Source organism: Glutamicibacter nicotianae (genome assembly GCF_006539525.1).
GTDB lineage: Bacteria > Actinomycetota > Actinomycetes > Actinomycetales > Micrococcaceae > Glutamicibacter > Glutamicibacter nicotianae.
In genome coordinates this window covers 19,430-39,157 of the sequence record NZ_BJNE01000010.1, presented here as the reverse complement: position 1 = coordinate 39,157, position 19,728 = coordinate 19,430, and the positions used below count along the sequence as shown (strand labels likewise).

The following is a 19,728-nucleotide window of genomic DNA, read 5'->3' as shown; positions in this document are numbered from 1 at the left end:
TAAATCCGCCGTCTTAGCAGGCGGCTGTCAGCAAAACCCTGTATATTCAAAATGTCCGACGTTGTGCGCTGCGCCACACACTGTGCGCTCGTCGGGCTAGGACCCGGGCGGCTCCTCGTCCGGGTGATACGAACGACTAAGGCGGTAATATCCGTGTCCCTGATTAAATCGGAGACTCTCAGTACCCCCGATGACGACTGGATGAGCGCATCGGTGAGTATCGACAAAGATCGTGTGGTGATTGAAACCAAGCAGGAACGCCTGTCCTTGGAGAATGACCGGCTCCTGGAAAAGATCCGCAGGGTCCTGGCTTCCCCTCTCGAAGAGATTTTCTACAATCCGAAGCACCGGATGCTCCTGATCCCGGGGGCTTTCGCTGCCATCGGCTCTTCATTCCTCAGGATCGACACCGAAGCTGCAGCCGGCCTACGCGGCTAGCCTGCTTCGACTTCATGCCCCAAGCTGCCTACCGGCGACCTTGGGGCATTTTTGCGTCCGGCAGAGACGGTGCCGGGCGCGGATGAACAGCTCACGGGATTCTTGCCGTCTGAAGCCCCTGCTTGCCCCCCTGGATCCACGGCTTCAGAAACAGAGTTTTCGCTCAGATTCTCCGTTTTCCACCCCGTGGCGGACCGAGTCCTTCGCCACAGTTTGAGTTTTTCGGGCAGTTCGATCCGAGCCTTCGCCGATCGCCCGTTTGCCCTATGCTTCCGTGGCTAATCGGCGGTCGGCACGTCCGCGATCTGGCTATCTGCCCGGGCCCGCATTGGCTCAAGAGAGCCTCTCGATCAGGGAATTAATCTAATTTTTGGTAAACTTAACGATTGTCCGCTTAAGCGTTTCATCGCTCAAAGCCGGTTTTTGACCGGATTTTTGAGTAGAAATCTATCGATTTCGACGAGTCACACGGCGGCCGCAACCAGCTTCAAGGAGCAGAAATTTCGCTCCTCAACATTGTGGACGAGGATGGTCGCCGGCACCGGGACAAGATCAGGAAAGATATGAGGAGTGAAACTATGGAAGCACGAAACTCACGGAAGCCACGGTTCCGCAGAAAACGTCGGCTGAAGGTCGAAGACGTCAACGTTGTCGACGATTCGATGCTCAAGAAAGCCATCGGCGGCACCGTCGTTGGCAACTTGATGGAATGGTACGACGTAGGTGTCTACGGCTACCTCGCAGTGATCATCGGCAAGCTTTTCATGCCTGACACGGTAGACCCTGCCATCCAAACCCTGTTCAGCCTAGGCGTATTCGCCGTGACCTTCGTTGCCCGCCCGCTTGGCGGCGTGATTCTGGGCCAGCTAGGCGACCGCGTAGGACGCCAGAAGGTCCTGGTCTTCACCCTGCTCATGATGGCTTTGGCCACGTTCGGCATCGGTATCCTTCCGGACTACTCGGTATGGGGTGTAGCAGCGCCAATTCTCCTCGTCGTGCTGAAGCTGATCCAGGGCTTCTCCACCGGCGGCGAGTACGCCGGTGCTACTACATTCATTACCGAATACGCTCCGGATAAGCGCCGCGGCTTCTTCGCCTCGCTGCTGGACCTCGGCTCCTACATGGGCTTTGCCTTGGGCGCCGCATTTGTCTCCATTCTCCAGCTGACCCTGAGCGAAGATGTCATGGAAGGCTTCGCCTGGCGCATTCCATTCCTGGTCGCTCTTCCGCTCGGCGTCATCGCACTGTGGTTCCGTTCCAAGATTGAAGACACTCCTGCCTTCAAGGAAGCCCAGGAAGCCGCTAACCGCGCCAGCGACGACGCGCGGAACTCCGCCGATGCTCCGAAGGGCGTCATCGACCTGGTCAAGGCCTACTGGCGCGAATTGCTGACCGGTTTCGTGCTGGTCTCGGCCGCCAACACTGCAGGTTATGCACTGACCAGCTACATGCCTACCTACCTGACCGAGACCCTGAAATACGATCCGGTGCACGGCAACCTGCTGACCCTGCCGATTCTGGTTGGCATGTCCCTGTGCATCCCGCTGGCCGGCATGCTCTCCGATAGCATAGGCCGCCGCAAGGTCCTGTTCATTGGCTCCGGCTCGGCAGTTGTCCTGGCCATTCCAGCCTTCTTGTTCATGATGCATGGACAAATCTGGTCCACGCTGACGGGCCTTGCCCTGTTGGCCATCCCCGTGGTCTTCTACGTTTCCAACCTGGCTTCGTCGTTGCCAGCCCTGTTCCCCACCGCCTCGCGTTACGGTGGCATGGGCATCTCGTACAACTTCGCGGTAGCCATCTTTGGCGGCTTCGCACCGTTCATCATGCAGGCTCTGGTCACCATGACCAATTCTTCCCTGGCACCTGCCTTCTGGGTCATGGGAACGTCGGTTGCCGGCATCATCGCCGTGTGCTTCTTGAAGGAATCCGCACGCAGGCCGCTTCCGGGTTCGCTGCCTTCGGTGGCCACCGAGGAAGAAGCAGTAGAGCTGGTTGCAACCCAGGAAGAAAACCCTGACCTGGACGTGGAAGAAATCTTCGAGCAGGTTCCTGCTCTGGAGGAAACCTACCAGCAGGAGATTGAAGCAGAGAAGGCCAAGTCCTAGGCCAGTTACCGCTCAAAGGGCGATCTGACGATGGTGGGGCTGGTTCTGCAAAGGACCAGCCCCACCGTTGTCCTACCCGGCAGAACCGCCAGCAGCCCGCATAGCAGGGCTTGCATGCTGCAGGCGCAGGTCGATGGATTCTGCGCCGGATAACGCCCAAGCGACCGGTAGACCGGGCAACGCACCTGGCCATTGCTTGGGGCCGGTCGATGGCATGGCAGCCGGCGGCGTTTCATCGGCATTCGGATTCTTCTTGAAGTCCGGGGTCTTCGGGCTCAGGGGTTCACTCCGGCTGGTTATCCGGCCCGCCCGTGCCCAGAACAGGCCACGGCTTCTCGGGTTAATGCGAAACGGCCGCCGCGGCTCCTGAAAAATTCAGGAGAAGCGGCGGCCGTTTGTTCCCGGATGAAACCCGGGAATCAGCTTTGCTCCAGCGTCAGCTTAGAGAGCTGCGAAGACTTCGCGCAGCAGGCGGGCGGTCTCCGAAGGAGTCTTGCCAACCTTGACGCCTGCAGCTTCCAGGGCTTCCTTCTTCGCCTGGGCGGTGCCAGCCGAACCGGAAACGATGGCGCCTGCGTGGCCCATGGTCTTGCCCTCAGGAGCGGTGAAGCCAGCCACGTAGCCAACAACTGGCTTGGTGACGTTGGCCTTGATGAATTCGGCAGCGCGTTCCTCGGCGTCGCCACCGATTTCACCGATCATGACGATGGCCTTGGTCTCTGGATCAGCTTCGAAAGCAGCCAGGGCGTCGATGTGGGTGGTGCCGATGACTGGGTCGCCGCCGATGCCGATTGCGGTCGAGAAGCCCAGATCGCGCAGTTCGTACATCATCTGGTAGGTCAGGGTACCGGACTTGGAAACCAAGCCGATTGGGCCCTTGCCGGTGATATTGTTCGGGGTGATGCCAACCAGCGCCTCGCCCGGGGTGATGATGCCTGGGCAGTTAGGGCCGATGATGCGGGTGATCTGGTTGCCGTCGGCGTCAACCTTCGACTGTGCCAGAGCCCAGAACTCAGCGGAGTCCTGCACTGGAACACCTTCGGTGATGACTACGACAAGGCCGACCTCGGCCTCGATAGCCTCAACGACTGCGTCCTTGGTGAACTTAGGTGGCACGAAGACGATCGATACGTCTGCGCCGGTCTCGGCCTTGGCTTCAGCCACGGTGCCGTAAACCTTGATGTCCTGGTCACCGTGGGTCACGGTGGTGCCGGCCTTGCGGGCGTTCACGCCGCCAACAATGTTGGTGCCAGCCTTGAGCATCAGGGCGGTGTGCTTGGTGCCTTCGCCGCCGGTGATGCCCTGGACGATGACCTTGGAGTCCTTGTTCAGGTAAATGCTCATTGTTCGCTAATCCCTCTTACTTCGCTGAGTTGGCGAGCTCGGCAGCCTTGTCGGCGCCCTCATCCATGGTTGCTGCCAGGGTGACCAACGGGTGGTTGGCCTCGGCCAAGATGGCGCGACCCTCTTCAACGTTGTTGCCGTCCAGGCGGACAACCAGTGGCTTGTTCGCTGCGTCACCCAGGGTGTTCAGCGCGCCGACGATGCCGTTTGCGACAGCGTCGCATGCGGTGATGCCGCCGAAGACGTTGACGAAGACCGACTTGACCTGTGGGTCGTTCAGGATGACGTCAAGTCCGTTGGCCATGACCTCGGCCGATGCGCCACCGCCAATGTCCAGGAAGTTCGCTGGCTTCACGTCGCCGTGGTTCTCGCCTGCGTAGGCGACAACGTCCAGGGTGGACATGACCAGGCCTGCACCGTTGCCGATGATGCCGATTTCGCCGTCCAGCTTGACGTAGTTCAGGCCCAGGGCCTTTGCCTTGGATTCCAGAGGATCGGCTGCGCCCTTGTCCTCGAGCTCTTCGTGAGCTGGGTGGCGAACCTCGGATGCGTTGTCATCCAGGGAGACCTTGCCGTCCAGCGCAACGATGTCGCCGGCACCGGTCTTCACCAGTGGGTTGACCTCAACGAGGGTGGCATCCTCTTCCTTGAAGACGGTCCACAGGGTCTGCAGAGTTTCTGCAACCTTGCCGCGCAGTTCTTCTGGGAAGCCTGCCTCGGCGACGATCTCTGCTGCCTTGTCGGCGTCGATGCCAACCAGCGGATCAACAGCAACGCGGGCCAGAGCTTCTGGGCGCTCCTCAGCCAGCTGCTCGATCTCCATGCCGCCCTCTACCGAGCACATTGCCAGGTAGTTGCGGTTTGCACGGTCCAGCAGTACCGAGAAGTAGAATTCCTCGGCAATGTCGGCGCCCTGAGCGATCATGACCTTGTTTACGGTGTGGCCCTTGATGTCCATACCGAGGATGTTGGAAGCGTGCTCGAAAGCTTCGTCGGCGGTCTTAGCGACCTTGACGCCGCCAGCCTTGCCACGGCCGCCAACCTTGACCTGTGCCTTAACTACTACAACGCCGCCGATCTTCTCAGCTGCGGCTTTGGCTTCTTCCGGGGTGTAAGCGACGATACCGGCAAGCACGGGAACGCCGTGTGCCTCGAATAGATCGCGCGCCTGGTACTCATACAGGTCCACGGGTTTGTGTCCTTCGTTCGAAGTTCATGCTGACTCGCGGCACGGCCACAGACCGAAATCCATGCCATGCCATAGAGAGCGCACCGCAACTACCGGGACGTCGTAAGGCGCCGTAGCCCGTGCGCACCTCTCAGACTATCCCGACTTTCGCAAACTTCCCACTTTTACAGCATGTAGAGAAACCTGAAAACCCAGTCGGGAAGCATCAAGATGTGACGTGTAAAACAGTCAACGCCTGCAGGCTAGTCCACGATTTCCAGCGGTGCATAGCGCAGCAAAAGCCGCTTCTCAGAGTCCGGGAACTGCACCTTGGCCACGGTCTTGTCTCCTGCACCTTCCAAAGCAATAACAGTTCCCAAGCCAAACGAAGAATGCTTGACGCTTTGCCCGACTTCAGGGATGGTGATGTCCTTGTTCTGCACGACGCGTTTCTTGGACACCGGAGCGGCGTTGTGCCCGCGCACCGGTTGCGGCGACGCCGAACCTGCACCCCAATGGCTGCCGCGGTCATATCTGCTGGTGGCGAAATTCACCGCTGCGTTACCGTAACCGAAGCCCATTCCACCGCCAGAGCCCTCGCGTTTCCAGTCGATGAGCTCGTTCGGCACCTCTTCCAGGAACTGGCTCGCCGGGTTGTATTGGGCCTGTCCCCAGAGGCTGCGCTGCTCGGCGCGCGTCAGGTACAAGCGTTCGCGGGCACGGGTCAGCCCGACATAGGCCAAGCGGCGCTCTTCGGCGAGTTCCTTTTCGTCGGTCATGGAACGCTGGTGCGGGAAGACGCCGTGCTCCATGCCGGTCAGGAAGACCACCGGGAATTCCAGGCCCTTGGCGGTGTGCAGGGTCATCAAGGTGACCATGCCTTCCTGCGCGGCCATGGCCGCTCCCTCGTCATCGCTGGGCGCCTCCGGGATCTGGTCGGCATCTGCGACGAGAGCCACGCGCTCCAGGAAGCCTTCGAGGCCGCCTTCAGGTTCTTCGTTCACGTAGTCGCGGACCACGGCAACCAGTTCGGCGAGGTTCTCCACACGCGACTCATCCTGCGGATCCGAGGAGAGCCGGAGAGTTTCCAGGTATCCGGTCTGCTCAAGCACCGCTTCAAGGGCTTCTGCCGGGCCCGAGCCCTCCGCCACGGTCTTCAAGTCATCCATCATGGAGACAAAGGCTGCGGTCATCTTGATTCCGCGGGTTCCCAGCCCCGGCGCCTCGTCGGAACGGCGTAAGGCTTCCATGAAGGAAATCCGGTCCCGTTCAGCCAGCGCCGCCACGGCGCCTTCAGCACGGTCGCCGATGCCGCGCTTGGGCTCATTGAGAATGCGGCGGACGTTGATGTCATCGTCCGGGTTCACCAGGGCGCGCAGGTAGGCCAGCGCGTCCTTGATTTCCTTGCGGTCGTAGAATCGGGTGCCGCCAACGACGCGGTACTTCAGATCCACGCGCATCAGCTGCTCTTCCAAGGCACGCGACTGGGCGTTCGTGCGGTAGAAGATTGCCACGTCGCCCGGGCGGACATCCTCGTCATCATTCAGACGCAGAATTTCTTCAGCAATCCAGCGTGCTTCGTCGGATTCGGATTCGCCGACATATCCGGTGATCTTCTCGCCGTCGCCGCTGGCAGTCCACAGCTTCTTGTCGTTGCGGTCGGGGTTTCGCTTGATGACCTCGTTGGCGGCCGACAGAATGGTCTGGGTGGAACGGTAGTTCTGTTCCAGCTTGATGGTTGCCGCGTTCGGATAGTCTTTTTCGAAGTCGACGATGTTGCGGATGTCGGCACCGCGGAAGGCATAAATCGACTGGTCCGAGTCGCCGACCACGGTCAGTTCGCCAGGCACGGTGTCGCCTTCGGCGCCGGTGAGCTCACGCACCAGCGAATACTGTGCGTGGTTGGTGTCCTGGTATTCGTCAATGAGCACATGGCGGAACCGGCGGCGGTAGCTGTCGGCCAGTCGCGGGAAGGCACGGAACATGTAGACGACCTGTCCAATCAGGTCGTCGAAGTCCATGGCGTTGGCGGCGCGCAGGCGGCGGGTGTATCCGCGGTAGACCTCGGACACGGCACGCGAGAACGGATCATTGGTGTTGATCGTTGCCGCGTAGTCCTCCTCGTCAATCAACTCGTTCTTCAGCGAGGAAATCTTGTGCGCAATTGCCTTTGGAGTGAAGCGCTTCGGGTCGATCTCCAAGGACTTGGCGACCAAGGTGATCAGGCGCAGCGAATCAGTGGAGTCGTAGATCGAGAAGTTGGATTTCAGCCCAATGGTGGCCGCTTCGCGACGCAGAATACGCACGCATGAAGAGTGGAACGTCGAGATCCACATCTTCTTCGCCTGCTCGTCGCCGATGAGCTCAGCGGCTCGTTCGCGCATCTCGGCAGCGGCCTTGTTGGTGAAGGTGATCGCCAGGATTTCGTGCGGCCGAGCGCGTCCGGTCGCCAAGAGATAGGCAATGCGGTGCGTCAGCACACGGGTCTTTCCGGAACCAGCGCCAGCCACGATCAGCAATGGTCCGCCGGCATAGCGAACTGCTTCTTCCTGCTGCGGGTTCATGCCGACCAATAGCTCCTCGGCAGTGGGCATGGCCTGCTGTGCGGAATCCGGGGCGAAATCATCAAAAAGGAAATCCATGATGTAGCCAGTCTACGTGGAGCGCCGGACACTTTTCAGTGAGCGCGGGAAAGCCCGCATAGCTCGCCGGGCATAATAGAAGATATGGCAAAAAAGGTCAGGAAAAGCAAAGAGTATCGCAAGCCTGCGCAGTTCAGTGAGCAGCCGAACCAGTCGCAGGGTCCTAGCATGGGGCCAGGCAAGGTGCAGAGCACCTCCCACGAGAACAAGTCAAACCCGATGCTGCTCATCTCGGTGGGCTTGATCGTATGCGTTGCCTTGTTCGCGTACTACCATCTGCTCACGATGGTGCAGATGAAGGACCTCAGTGATTCGCTGTCGATGCCCGATCAGCGGATTTTCGGCTACACGACCAGCGATATAGAAGCATTGCGCGGCGCCATGGATGATGACGCTGTCGGCCAGCTCAACTACCTGCATAAGACCGCGGGTTTCCTCTTCCCGATGTTTACCGCAGTGTTCTCCATGCTGTTGTTCATCCGCTGGATTCCCAACCGCCAGATGCGTTGGCTGGCCTGGATTGCCCCCTTGGGCTTCGCGGCCATTGATATCTGGGAGAACTTCGCCATTGATGCCCTGTTCACTGGAGACTTGAGCAGTGGAGCCGTCGTATTGGCATCGATCCTCACGACGATCCGCTGGGCACTGCTGGTCATCACCGCCGGTCTTGTCATAGGTCTGGGGGCTCTTCGTGCCAATCGTGCGCTCAAGGCAAAAATGCTTGCGATTCGCGAAGGCACGGCCTGAGCCGTGGCGTGAGAATTACGCCCAGCACGCCCTAGTAAGATAGTGTTGTTGGTGTTTTCACGCCCATGCCTCTGTAGCTCAGTAGGATAGAGCGACCCTCTCCTAAAGGGTAGGCCGTCGGTTCGATTCCGGCCAGGGGCACCACTGAAGCCTTGTTTCCAGTCTTGCGATTGGGAACAAGGCTTTTGCCGTTGCTACGGCAGCAAGCACTGAGGGTACGTTCCATGCGGAACGTACCCTCAGTGCTTGAAGTTGGCTGTTGCTTAGCGCAGCAGCAGTGCGGTCGCCTTCGGAGACAGCGAGGCATCCATGACTACGCAAGCGCCACCGATGGCACCGACGTTGGAGCCGAGCTCGGACGTGCGGGTCTCGATTTCATGCACTCCGCGCAAGGCGAAGCGGCGGCCAATGGCATCCTGGACTTGATCATCGACCAGTTCGCGCACCTTTTCCCACTGCGGTCCGCCGAAGACAACTTCGCGCACGTCCAGCGAGTTGGCCAGCTGGCCGGCAACTTCGCCAACCTTGATCATGATCTCGGTGACCAGTTCCTTGGCGACCTTGTTTCCTTCATGGGCCAGCTCGTAGAGGCGGTTCATGCCGGCAGCGCGCTGTTCCGGACCAACGATTTCGAAGCTCGGCAGTTCCAGACCGCGCTCCTTGGCCTGGGCGGCGATGAATTCGTAGGAGGTGCCTGCGGCGAGGCAATCATCTGCACCGCATTCCTCGCAGGCCACAGATTTGCGACCGGTCGAGTAGTGGCCGATTTCGCCTGCGTTGTTGCTCGCACCATGGTGGACGTCGCCGTTGAACACGAGACCAGCGCCGAAGCCGTGTCCGCAGTAGATGAAGACGAAGTCGTTGTTCTTCTCTTCCTTGGACTGCCACAGTTCGCCAACTGCCGAGGCAATGGTGTCCTTTTCGATGATGACCTGCAGGCGCAACAGCTTGCGCAGCGGGTTCAGCACCACACCTTCTTCGACGTTTACTGGACCCGGAACTGCAATGCCGACGCCGACAATGTGCTTCTTTGGCACGCGGATCTCAGCAATGAGCTCCTTGACGGTGGTTGCCATGAGCTGGACAGTTTCGGTAGCAACTTCGAGGTTGGGAACTTCGATGCTGCGTTCGCGCAGGACTTCACCGCGCAGGTTCATCGCAACAAAGGTCAACACGCTAGGATCTAGGTGGATGCCAATGGAAACGAGACGGTTGCCTTCGAGCTCCAGTACGGTGCGAGGCTTGCCTGGGCCGGAAACGATAGTGCGGTCTTCTCGAACGATTCCGTCATCCAGCAAGCGGCGGACAACGTTGGAAATGGTCTGCGGCGACAGGCCAGTCGAACCGGCCAGTTCAACGCGGCTGATTCCTTCCGGTGCCCGTCGAATCGACTCGAGAATTACGGCTTGGTTGAAGTCTCCCAAGCGCCCTAGATTTGTACCCCGTCGCATTTATTGCTCCATAGATCTGTAAATTTGATGGATCGATCTTTCATTTCCAATGTTTTCGGTAGTCATCAATACCGCGGTTAGATACTGCGAGTAAATTAACCTTGATCAACTAGAACTAAAACCGTTGGAGATCCAATTAAGCACGTTACCATCTCTAACTCATATAAACACGCGATATTGTGTTTTGGTGAAGAAAAATTTGACGATCTCAGCGGCCTGTTTAATCAACAACCATGGAGAAATCCTGCTCGTACGCAAGCGCGGGACAACCATGTTCATGCAACCTGGCGGCAAGCCGGAGCCTGGGGAATCCGCGTTACAAACTATCATTCGAGAAATTCGCGAAGAACTGGGGCTGAGCTTCACCGCTGACGAACTGCGCTTCGACGGCGAATGGATCGGGCCAGCAGCCAACGAAGAAGACACCTCGATCCACGCATCTTTGTACAGTGCGGCTTTCCATGGCGAGCTCGCCCCGCTGGCAGAACTGGAAGAGCTGCTCTGGATCGACCCGCAGGCCGCGTTGGAACGCGAGGATATAGCTCCCCTGCTGCGCGACCACGTCCTGCCGCTAGCAATCGAGCGAAGCAAGAAGTAGGTCCCACACGGCCTAGCTGAAGGCCGCTGGGCCAGCGGCTAGCAGCTAGCAGCTAGCAGCTAGCAGCTAGCTAGCATGCAGGTATTCGTCCCACGCCGCGTCAACATGCTGCAGTCCCGAAACCAGATGCCCGGCAACCCGTGGACGATGCGGCGTAATGCGCAATTGCCATCCCAACTGCGAGAGCATCTTGTCCGCTTTGCGGCTGTTGCAATGCAGGCAGGCGGCCACGAGGTTCTCCCAAGTGTTCTGCCCGCCCCTGCTGCGCGGGATCACGTGGTCAATCGTATTGGCTGCTTTGCCGCAATAGGCGCAGGTGAAGGAGTCCCTACGTAAAACGCCCCTACGGGTGACATGTTGCATGTCCCGGTAGGGGCGTCGTACATAGCGTTTCAGCACGATGACAGTTGGCCGCGGTAAATCTCCTTGAGAACTGCGAACGGGTGCGAGATCGTCTTGGAGGACGATGCTCGCTTTCTCGGTCATGACCAGCACTAGCGCTCGACGGAACGTCACTACTGCCAGTGGCTCGTATCCTGCGTTTAATACCAATGTTCGCATTGCTCGTACTACCTTCATGAACCGATGGCTACCATCTGGCATTGATGGAGCTCGCGTTCTGCTCGGAGTGTCTCTAAGCGCTAGCCTATGCGATGCTTTCGGTTATTGGTGGGTATCTCGCCAAGAAATTGTCTTCTTTTCATCACCTTGACGCCCATAGTTCATCTGATTAAACGAACATAGGCCATCGGATGTCTTTCTCATCCGATGGCCTATGAAAAGTTTTCGTGCTTAGCCAGCCAAGGTGTAGTAGCCGTACAGCGGGTTGCGCGAAACCGAGTGGATCATGGTGTCCACGGTTGGGTTCTGCGCACCGATCATCTGGCCGCCACCGAGGTAGATGCCAACGTGGCCGCCACCGTTCTGGAATACCAGGTCGCCTGGCTTAGGGTTGCTGGTGCGAACGAACTGGCCGGATCCGAGGATGGCCGAGGTGCCGCGAGCAATGTTGATGCCGTGCTGTGCGTAGACGTACTTGACGAAGCCGGAGCAATCCCAGCCGCTTGGGCCGTTGCCGCCCCATACGTATGGAACTCCAACGTACTTGGCAGCGGTTGCTGCGATGCCCGAAAGGTTGGAAGTCTGAACCTTGGTTTCAGCCTTTGGCTGGGCCTGCTGCTGCTGCTGCGGAGCCGATTCCTGTCCACCCGAACGGCTCTGACGAGTCATTGGTGCCATCGAATCCGAGCTGCCCGAGTTGCTGTTGCGGGTAGTCGGGGTGATGTCATTCGAAACTGCGATGACAACTGGCTCTGGCTTCTCTTCAGCAGTGAAGCTAGCGCGCTCGATCTCGACGTCAGCCTTCTTGTCGGCAGCAACCTTCACTGCCTTGACTGCGACACGCTCTGGGTTGATGGTGTCGACAGGCGCTGCGGAAACGTCACGTGGTGCGGTTGCCTGACCTGGCACACCGAGAGTAACGATCAAGCCGGATGCTGCTGCGACAACGGCTGCCTGGCGTCCCACCGAGCCAGCGTTGGATGCTACGGCCTGTGAAATCGCCTGTAGCGAATTAGTGCGTGGTACGTCGGCGCGGCGACGTCCGCGTGCATGACTCTTGGTCAAAGTATTGCCTCTCCTTGATACCTACGAGGTAAGCTGTCGGGTTCGAAGTGGAGTTACCTCGGTGGATTCGAAGTTGCCTTCTCTATCCACTTCACCCCTAGGGTTGTCAGCCAAAACTAACCACCCGATATTGGTTCCCCCGCCACTGCCGTACGAGTTGTGTATAACTACTCATTGCGTGTTGGCAGTGCTCGGTTCTCACGCAATGATGCCCAGGGATCCCCATGGCACGCATACAAGACTATAGGAAGTTTTTTGAAATGTCACGTTTTGATCACGGAATGGTGACGAACGTCGTTATAACCAACCTGCTGGGTCTTTGAACTGGCCGTTAACGATCACTTCAAAGTGCACGTGAGGTCCGGTCGAGTTGCCGGTGCTGCCAGCCAATGCAACGACGTCACCGCGCTTAACCTTCTGACCGACCTTCACAACCAGCTTGCTGTTGTGGCTGTAACCGGTCTCCAGGCCGTTGCCGTGGTCAAGCGTGATCCGGTTGCCGGAGTGCCCGGCCCAGCCGGATACGGTCACTACGCCGTCAGCTGCCGCGTACACCTTGGTACCGCTCGGCACACCGTAATCGGTACCGCTGTGGATCATGAATCCAGGACCGGTTGGGTTCTTGCGGTGCCCGAACGAAGAGGTGATGCGCTGCGTAGTAACTGGCGCAGCAAGCAGACCCGAAGTGTCCTTGATAGCCGTGATGCTACCGCCCGAGGCGGTCATGACCTCGGCGAATTTCTCTTCCTTGGCAACCTCGGGGTTCAGCTCCGAGGTCAAGGCTGCGCGTTCGACGGACAGTTCCGCATTTGCAGTTGGCGCCTTGACATCCACAACTGCGGAAGTGGCGGTGCGCTGAGCGGCAATCTCGCCAGCCGTGTTCTCGCCCGCACCACCCGAAAGCTGCGGGGTTACGGCAGCCAGCGCCAAGCCCGAAACTGCGGCGACAGCTGCCACCTTGTGGGCGAAGCCGCGGTGGGTGGACTTCTGTGCCTTCGACTTCAGGCTCGAAATGAATGCGACATTGCCTGCAGCCTCAACCGCTGCAGGGGTGCTCGGAGTCGCTTGAACAGCTCCTGGCAAGGCAACGACATTGCTCGCGGTGTCCTTGCCTGCAAGCAGGGCCTGGTTAGGCGCAACGCCGTAGCGCTGCATGGAGTCGAAGCGTCGACCAACAAAATCTGCATGGACCGGCTTGACCGGTGCAATCATCGGGACGGTGGCAGCAGCTCGTGCTGCCCGGCGCCCGCCGGTGCGCTCGATCGTCGAAGCGGTGACTTCTGCAATCACATCTACTTCAACGTCGGCAGCGCGGCGACGTCCCGCAGTCTTGGTTTCTACCAAAACATTCCTCTCACTGTTGCGCCTACGAAGTTAGCTGTCGGGTTCGGCTACAGAGAATCAGCCGGCCTGCTTCACGCAGAACTTCACCCCAAGACGTTTGCACGCCGGAAAGTGGGTCCCCCGTTATTGCCCTCAAGATTTGGTGACCGTTTCTGGCGCAGGGCAACACTAGGCGGTCGCACCAGAAATGGATAGAGCTAGCTAGTTCGCTAGCTTCGATGATTAACGCTACCTGTCAACGCCGAAAGTTACAATTTCGTTATCTTTTCAGGGACTTTACAAATACGTGGGCACTGACCTCAACCGGCAGCTCCAGCGCGCCTTCGATGCCATCCACACGCACGACAACGTAGTCGTCGGCGCGCTCCAAGGTGACAATCGCACCCGGGCGGATTCCACCTTCGTTCAGTTGTCCGAGCAGGATTGGGTCGGTTTGGATCGGTTCGGCCAGACGCTCAATCGCCACCGGGCCGACGTTTCCGGACAACAGCGCATCATCCAAATTCTCGACCTCATGTGAGATTTCGCCCACATTAGGGCCACCGAGGACTTCCAGACCCGGCATCGGGTTGCCATATGGCGACACGGTTGGCTTGCCAAGTAGGTCGAAGAGCCGGCGCTCAACACGCTCACTCATGACGTGCTCCCAGCGGCACGCTTCATCGTGCACGTATTCCCAGTCCAAGCCGATGATGTCCGAGAGCAGGCGCTCCGCTAAACGATGCTTGCGCATCACGCCCGTGGCCAATTCGTGACCTTTCTCGGTCAACGCAAGGTGGCGATCGGTCGATACGATAACCAGGCCGTCGCGCTCCATGCGCGCAACCGTCTGCGACACAGTCGGGCCCGAGTGGCCAAGACGCTCTGCGATTCGGGCACGCAGTGCCACGATCTCCTCTTCTTGAAGCTCAAGAATGGTACGCAGATACATCTCGGTTGTATCGATAAGATCAGACACAGCAGCCGCTCCTGGAAGTCACAACAAATAAGTTCGCTCGAAAAATACGTGGCGTCAATACCCCACTCTACTTGGTTGGAGCGACAGAAAGCTCTGTAACCCGCCAAGCCTTCGGCGTAACCGACCGACGCGCTTTTCTCACGACCCCCCGCTATTTGCGAAGATAGCTATTGAAACGCCAAGGCTATCTATCAATATTCCGAACCACGGGTAATAGTGGCCGACATGGCACTTCAATCTATCGCTACAAGAGGAGCGCGATGAGCACGGACATCAACATTCCAGAAAATCTTCTGCCCGCCGATGGTCGATTCGGCGCAGGACCGTCCAAGGTCCGCGCAGAACAGATCCAGGCCATCGTCGATGCCGGCCCCGAATTGCTCGGCACGTCCCACCGCCAAGCTCCGGTCAAGAACCTCGTCGCTTCGGTTCAGGACGGCTTGAAGGAAATGTTCAACGCTCCCGAAGGGTACGAAGTTCTCCTCGGCGTAGGTGGCTCCACCGCATTCTGGGACGCCGCAGCATTCAGCCTGGTCCGCTCCAAGGCGCAGCACCTGTCCTTCGGCGAATTCGGCTCGAAGTTCGCCAAGGCCACCGACAAGGCACCGTTCCTGGAGCCTTCCTCGATCATTGTCGGCGAGCCGGGCACCGTTCCCGAGCCAGTCGCCGAAGCCGACGTAGACCTCTACGCATGGCCGCACAACGAGACCTCCACCGGCGCTGCGGCCCCAATCAAGCGCCTTCCTGGCGCCAATGATGATGCGCTGGTAGTCATTGACGCAACCAGCGCCGCCGGCGGCCTGGATGTCGATCTGGCCGAAACCGACGTGTACTACTTCGCTCCGCAGAAGAACTTCGCCTCGGACGGCGGCCTGTGGCTCGCCTTCGTCTCCCCTGCTGCCATTGCCCGCATCGAGGAAATCGCGGCAACCGACCGCTGGATCCCGGACTTCTTGAACCTGGCGACCGCGCTGGATAACTCCTTGAAGAACCAGACCTACAACACCCCCTCGCTGACCACCCTGGTCGGACTGGACGCACAGATCAAGTGGATCAATGCCAACGGCGGCCTGAAGTGGGCAGCGCAGCGCACCGCGGAATCGGCGGGCAAGATCCGTGATTGGGCCGAGGCTTCCGACGTCGCTTCGCCCTATGTTGCCAACCCGGCGCACCGCTCGAATGTCATCTCCACCATCGACTTCGACGACTCGGTCGATGCCTCGGCAATTGCCAAGGCGCTGCGCGCCAATGGCGTTGTCGACGTGGAGCCATACCGCAAGCTCGGTCGCAACCAGCTGCGTATCGCCACGTTCGTTGCAATTGAGCCAAGCGATGTCGAGGCACTGCTCAAGTGCATCGACTACGTGATCGAACAGCTCTAAGCCGCCGATTAAGGCCAAAGACCTTCGCGCAACGATTCATCATCGTTGCGCGAAGGTCTTTTTCGCTGCTGCTTAGCTTTCCTTGCGCGTGCGGTTGCGCTGCGCTGCCCTGCGGCGGGCTGCCGTGCGCTGCGCGGTGCGGCGGCGACGCACCTGGCGACGAGCTGGCGACTTGTGCGGCTGCGAAGCCTCATCATCGTTCTCGGCATTCACCGCTTCGGTTTCGGCGTCCTGGTCCTTCGCCTCAGCTGCTGGCTCCGATGCTTCCGGATTCTCCGCCGGCTTCGCGGATTCGGCTGCTTCAGCTTCGTTGCCGGATCCAGCCCCGTCTCCTGCGGCTTCTGCGGCTTCCGCCGCCTTGGCTGCTTCAATCTCTTCCTTGGCCAGGCGGTCTGCCCATGGCACCCAGGCCGGGGCCAGCAGTGACTGCTCCCCTGCGATGATGCCCACTTCGCACACCGTCAGATCCTTGGACTTGGCCCGTGGCACCCGCGCAAGCGTGGCAAACCAGGTCCATCCTTGATATCCCGTTTTCTGGGAGACAAAACGATGGGTGACAAGTCGCTCACCTTCCGCCGTGACGCCTAGGTGTTCGCCGACTTCCGACGCACCGGCAATTTCTGCGAGCGCGCCGCGAGCAGCATCCACTGCTTCGGCGAGGATGGTGTCCAACTTGGGTTTACGGGCCATTATTTATGCGTCCAGATCGTCGGCTACCGCGCGAAGCACGGTAGCAACCTTCTTGCCATATGCCTGTTCAGGATAACGCCCATTGCGCAAGCTATTGGAAACGTTGTCGAGCAGCTTAATTAGATCCTCGATCAGCACGGCTTCGTCTTCGGGCTTCTTGCGCTTGGCGCGAGCTACCGATGGGGCCGCTTCCAGCAGGCGCAGGCTCAGCGCCTGCGGTCCGCGACGGCCTTCGGCAACGCCGAATTCCAATCGGGTTCCGGGGCGCAGGTCATGCACGCCTTCGGGCAATGCCGCGGCATTGACGTAGATTTCCTTGCCGTCTTCTGCGGTGATGAAACCGAAGCCCTTGGCCTTTTCGTACCACTTAACCTTGCCGCTAGGCATGATCATTTACCTCGTTCGTTCTTTAACTAAGCTGCATGGCCGAGGCCGGCTCAGCGCCATGCATATTCATATGTTCGATCCAACGGAGCCACTGCCGGAATTCTTCTGTGCTTTTTTGCCGGGTGCTCAATCTGCTGGATCGGTTGAAGTCCTTTATCTAAGATTATGTCATCACTGGCACGCGGAATTCATCTTTGCCCGCCGTTCTCGGCATTCGGCACCGCCAGCCCGGGCTCCACGGCTAAACTTGGTACCGTGAGCGATTCATCCAAAACCATGACTGCACTGTCCCGCTTGGCGATCATCATCGCCATCCTTTCCACCCTGGCGCTAATTGGAACTCTCGTCTTCTATTTCCAGGAGATCGCCATCCCGCCCGTGCTCATGCTCTTCGCGCGCGTAGGCTTGCCCATTGCATTCATCCTGGCCGCCATCGTGGTCTTCGGAAACATCGCCAAGCGCCGGAAAAACTAAGCAGCTACCCCAGGATTCGCTCAGGAGACTCCCAGACTACTTCGGCACACTGGGATTCATGAGTCCAAAAACTGCTGAGGCAAAACTTCTCGTTGTTGACGACGAGCCGAACATCCGCGAACTGCTCTCCACTTCCCTGCGCTTTGCAGGCTTCGAAGTTGTCGCTGCCGCCAACGGGCGCGAAGCCCTCGCGGCCGTCGAGGCCGAGGAACCCGACCTGGCTGTCCTGGACGTCATGCTTCCGGACATGGACGGCTTCACCATCACCCGCAAGCTACGCGCCGCCGGACGCCACTTCCCGGTGCTGTTCCTGACCGCCCGCGATGACACCAATGACAAGGTCACCGGCCTGACCGTCGGCGGCGACGACTATGTCACCAAGCCATTCAGCTTGGACGAGGTCGTAGCCCGCATCCGTGCCGTGCTGCGCCGCACCGCCAGCGGCGAGGACGAGAACGCGACGATTGTCGTTGCCGACCTTGAACTAGATGACGACGCGCACGAGGTCCGCCGCGCCGGCGAGATCATCGATCTCTCCCCCACCGAATTCAAGCTGCTGCGCTACCTGATGATGAATCCGAACCGCGTGCTGTCCAAGTCGCAGATCCTGGACCACGTGTGGGAATACGACTTCAACGGCGATGCCTCGATCGTCGAGTCATACATCTCCTACCTGCGCCGCAAGGTGGACCGCCCGGAATGGCCAGCACTGATCCAGACCAAGCGCGGCGTCGGCTACCTGATGCGCACCCCGGACCGCCGCTAGCGGCACATGTAACGGTCCGCGCCAATAGTTGAAGGCCTTGTAAAGTCACCATATGAAGTCATTTCGAGCCCAGTGGCGCCGCACCTCGCTGCGGACGAAGCTGGTCGCGGTCATGCTTGGCCTGATGATCGTCGCGATCTTCGCTACCGCCATCGGCTCAGCGCACACGCTGAGGATCGCGATGACCAGCCAGATCGACAAGCAGCTGAACGTGTCCAAGTCGACGATGGCCTACGGGCTCAACAAGGCCTACCTCTACTCCCTGAACGAGGACAACGGCAGCCATGACGCGCTGGACGTCGATGCCACGCTGCTGGGGCTGAGCAGCGCCTACGCCGACATCCGCGACCAGGATGGCGAGATCGTCTACGTGATGCCGCGTTCGCGGGTGGGCCCATCCAACGGCACGGATTTGCCGTTGCTGAACATGGAACAGATCCAGCAGCTGGCGGCCCACCCGAATTCCCCAGCCACGGTTCCCGGTGCTTTCCCCACCTCCGCTGGCTGGCGCACGGTCATGATACCGCTGAAGAGCAGCGAGCTGAACCTGTTCTTGTCCCTGCCGCTGGACAATGTGAACCGCACCGTGAACCAGACCGCGGTGCTGGTGCTCTCCACCGGCACGCTCGCCGCGCTGCTGATGTCGATGATCGCCTATGGCCTCACCGGGCGTTCGCTCAAGCCGCTGATCAATGTGGAGCGCACCGCGTCGATGATCGCCGACGGCGACCTGTCCCAACGCGTGAAGGACTACCCGGCAGAGACCGAAGTGGGCAGGCTTTCCCGCTCGCTGAACGCCATGCTGGCCCAGATCGAAAAGGCGTTCAACGACCGCGAGGCCTCCGAGCAGAAGATGCGCCGCTTCATCCAGGATGCCTCGCATGAGCTGCGCACCCCGTTGGTGACCATCCAGGGCTACTCTGAGTTCTATCGCTACGGCGGGCTGGCGGATCCGGAAGCCATGGATTCGGCGATGAGCCGCATCGAAGGCGAATCCAAGCGCATGGCGCGTCTCGTCGAGGACCTGTTGATGCTCGCCCGCCTGGACGAGCAACGCCCCATGGAACGGCAGCCGGTGGACCTGCTGGTCCTCGGCCAGGACGCGGTGGAAGACACCAAGGTCCGCGCACCTGACCGCACCGTCAAGCTCGTCGGGCTGACCTCCGACCGGCCAAGCCCGGCCAGCACCGTCGGCGATGACGCCAGGATCCGGCAGATCATTGCCAACCTGCTCACCAATGCGCTGCGCTACACCCCGGAAGGTTCCCCGCTGGAAATTGCCGTGGGCGTGCGTTCACTGGTGGCCGGAACGATGGACGCAGTCGTCGAGGTCCGCGACCATGGCCCGGGCATCCCGTCCGAAGACTCCAAGCGGATCTTCGAACGCTTCTACCGCTCCGACAGCTCGCGCCATCGCGAGACCGGCGGTTCCGGACTGGGCTTGGCAATCGTCGCGGCCATCGTCCAGCAGCACGGTGGTTCGGTGGCGTTGGCCGATACCCCCGGCGGAGGCGCAACGATGTCCATCTCGATGCCCTACGTGCCGCTTCCTGAACCGAAGGCCCCGGAAGTCGACGATACCGCGGATTAGCGCCGTTGGACTTC

General features: G+C 59.7%; 18 protein-coding genes, 1 tRNA gene and 2 riboswitches. Of the genes, 9 read left to right on the top strand and 10 right to left on the bottom strand.

The genetic code is table 11. From position 1 onward, the window contains the following. Positions 1-153 precede the first annotated feature (153 nt). Together ANI01nite_RS11870 and ANI01nite_RS11865 are read left to right on the top strand one after the other, a co-directional pair. Positions 154-438, top strand: a complete 285-nt coding sequence (locus ANI01nite_RS11870) for a hypothetical protein (protein WP_141358198.1) — start codon at positions 154-156, stop codon at positions 436-438. A 578-nt stretch (positions 439-1,016) separates the two neighbouring features. Beyond that, on the top strand, positions 1,017-2,546 hold the full coding sequence (locus ANI01nite_RS11865) for an MFS transporter (protein WP_141358196.1): 1,530 nt from the start codon (positions 1,017-1,019) through the stop codon (positions 2,544-2,546). Between the two features lie 441 nt (positions 2,547-2,987). On the opposite strand, the gene sucD is transcribed toward ANI01nite_RS11865, so the two are convergent. The 3 genes from sucD to pcrA form a co-directional block, all read right to left on the bottom strand. After that, complete coding sequence (gene sucD / locus ANI01nite_RS11860) at positions 2,988-3,890, bottom strand: succinate--CoA ligase subunit alpha (protein ID WP_038990032.1); 903 nt, start codon at positions 3,888-3,890, stop codon at positions 2,988-2,990. Between the two features lie 16 nt (positions 3,891-3,906). Continuing rightward, a complete protein-coding gene (gene sucC / locus ANI01nite_RS11855; protein ID WP_038990033.1) occupies positions 3,907-5,079 on the bottom strand; it encodes an ADP-forming succinate--CoA ligase subunit beta in 1,173 nt (390 codons plus the stop codon). Between the two features lie 242 nt (positions 5,080-5,321). Beyond that, positions 5,322-7,700, bottom strand: coding sequence for a DNA helicase PcrA (gene pcrA, locus ANI01nite_RS11850; RefSeq protein ID WP_141358194.1), 2,379 nt, complete (start codon positions 7,698-7,700; stop codon positions 5,322-5,324). Positions 7,701-7,868: 168 nt separating this feature from the next. On the opposite strand from pcrA, the gene ANI01nite_RS11845 reads away from it, so the two are divergent. Continuing rightward, the gene (locus tag ANI01nite_RS11845; RefSeq protein WP_128471405.1) at positions 7,869-8,447 is read left to right on the top strand and encodes a hypothetical protein; all 579 of its coding nucleotides are present in this window, start codon (positions 7,869-7,871) and stop codon (positions 8,445-8,447) included. Between the two features lie 67 nt (positions 8,448-8,514). After that, positions 8,515-8,591, top strand: a tRNA-Arg gene (locus tag ANI01nite_RS11840). Positions 8,592-8,710: 119 nt separating this feature from the next. Here the strand turns inward: ANI01nite_RS11840 and ANI01nite_RS11835 are convergent. Continuing rightward, positions 8,711-9,871, bottom strand: a complete 1,161-nt coding sequence (locus ANI01nite_RS11835; RefSeq protein WP_255314525.1) for an ROK family transcriptional regulator — start codon at positions 9,869-9,871, stop codon at positions 8,711-8,713. A gap of 214 nt (positions 9,872-10,085) precedes the next feature. Here ANI01nite_RS11835 and ANI01nite_RS11830 point away from each other — a divergent pair, with 214 nt between their 5' ends. Then, positions 10,086-10,496, top strand: coding sequence for an NUDIX hydrolase (locus ANI01nite_RS11830; protein ID WP_073706488.1), 411 nt, complete (start codon positions 10,086-10,088; stop codon positions 10,494-10,496). Positions 10,497-10,562: 66 nt separating this feature from the next. Here the strand turns inward: ANI01nite_RS11830 and ANI01nite_RS11825 are convergent, their stop codons facing one another. The 4 genes from ANI01nite_RS11825 to ANI01nite_RS11810 all read right to left on the bottom strand — a co-directional run bounded on the left by ANI01nite_RS11825 (position 10,563) and on the right by ANI01nite_RS11810 (position 14,424). After that, a complete protein-coding gene (locus tag ANI01nite_RS11825; RefSeq protein WP_038990036.1) occupies positions 10,563-11,057 on the bottom strand; it encodes an HNH endonuclease in 495 nt (164 codons plus the stop codon). Positions 11,058-11,288: 231 nt separating this feature from the next. Continuing rightward, positions 11,289-12,122: a C40 family peptidase gene (locus tag ANI01nite_RS11820; protein ID WP_141358190.1), complete on the bottom strand. Its 834-nt coding sequence runs from the start codon at positions 12,120-12,122 to the stop codon at positions 11,289-11,291. Between the two features lie 3 nt (positions 12,123-12,125). Next, positions 12,126-12,296: riboswitch (cyclic di-AMP (ydaO/yuaA leader) on the bottom strand. Between the two features lie 123 nt (positions 12,297-12,419). After that, the gene (locus ANI01nite_RS11815) at positions 12,420-13,466 is read right to left on the bottom strand and encodes a M23 family metallopeptidase (protein ID WP_141358189.1); all 1,047 of its coding nucleotides are present in this window, start codon (positions 13,464-13,466) and stop codon (positions 12,420-12,422) included. 4 nt (positions 13,467-13,470) lie between these two features. After that, positions 13,471-13,621: riboswitch (cyclic di-AMP (ydaO/yuaA leader) on the bottom strand. A 104-nt stretch (positions 13,622-13,725) separates the two neighbouring features. After that, the gene (locus ANI01nite_RS11810) at positions 13,726-14,424 is read right to left on the bottom strand and encodes an iron-dependent transcriptional repressor DtxR (RefSeq protein ID WP_141358188.1); all 699 of its coding nucleotides are present in this window, start codon (positions 14,422-14,424) and stop codon (positions 13,726-13,728) included. Between the two features lie 260 nt (positions 14,425-14,684). Here ANI01nite_RS11810 and serC point away from each other — a divergent pair, with 260 nt between their 5' ends. Further along, the gene (serC, locus tag ANI01nite_RS11805) at positions 14,685-15,806 is read left to right on the top strand and encodes a phosphoserine transaminase (protein WP_141358187.1); all 1,122 of its coding nucleotides are present in this window, start codon (positions 14,685-14,687) and stop codon (positions 15,804-15,806) included. Positions 15,807-15,878: 72 nt separating this feature from the next. On the opposite strand, the gene ANI01nite_RS11800 is transcribed toward serC, so the two are convergent. Both ANI01nite_RS11800 and ANI01nite_RS11795 read right to left on the bottom strand, forming a co-directional pair. Then, positions 15,879-16,496: a DUF3027 domain-containing protein gene (locus ANI01nite_RS11800; protein WP_066140224.1), complete on the bottom strand. Its 618-nt coding sequence runs from the start codon at positions 16,494-16,496 to the stop codon at positions 15,879-15,881. 3 nt (positions 16,497-16,499) lie between these two features. Continuing rightward, positions 16,500-16,883 (bottom strand): cold-shock protein, encoded by a 384-nt coding sequence (locus tag ANI01nite_RS11795; protein WP_038990235.1) that lies wholly within the window; start codon positions 16,881-16,883, stop codon positions 16,500-16,502. A gap of 255 nt (positions 16,884-17,138) precedes the next feature. Between ANI01nite_RS11795 and ANI01nite_RS11790 the strand changes: the two genes are divergently transcribed. The 3 genes from ANI01nite_RS11790 to ANI01nite_RS11780 are packed head-to-tail and all read left to right on the top strand — an operon-like array spanning position 17,139 to position 19,714. Continuing rightward, entirely contained in the window at positions 17,139-17,357 is a 219-nt protein-coding gene (locus ANI01nite_RS11790; RefSeq protein WP_141358185.1) for a hypothetical protein, read from the top strand. Positions 17,358-17,415: 58 nt separating this feature from the next. Then, complete coding sequence (locus tag ANI01nite_RS11785; protein WP_038990042.1) at positions 17,416-18,123, top strand: response regulator transcription factor; 708 nt, start codon at positions 17,416-17,418, stop codon at positions 18,121-18,123. A 52-nt stretch (positions 18,124-18,175) separates the two neighbouring features. Next, positions 18,176-19,714, top strand: coding sequence for a sensor histidine kinase (locus tag ANI01nite_RS11780; protein WP_141358183.1), 1,539 nt, complete (start codon positions 18,176-18,178; stop codon positions 19,712-19,714). The last annotated feature ends 14 nt before the right edge of the window (positions 19,715-19,728 follow it).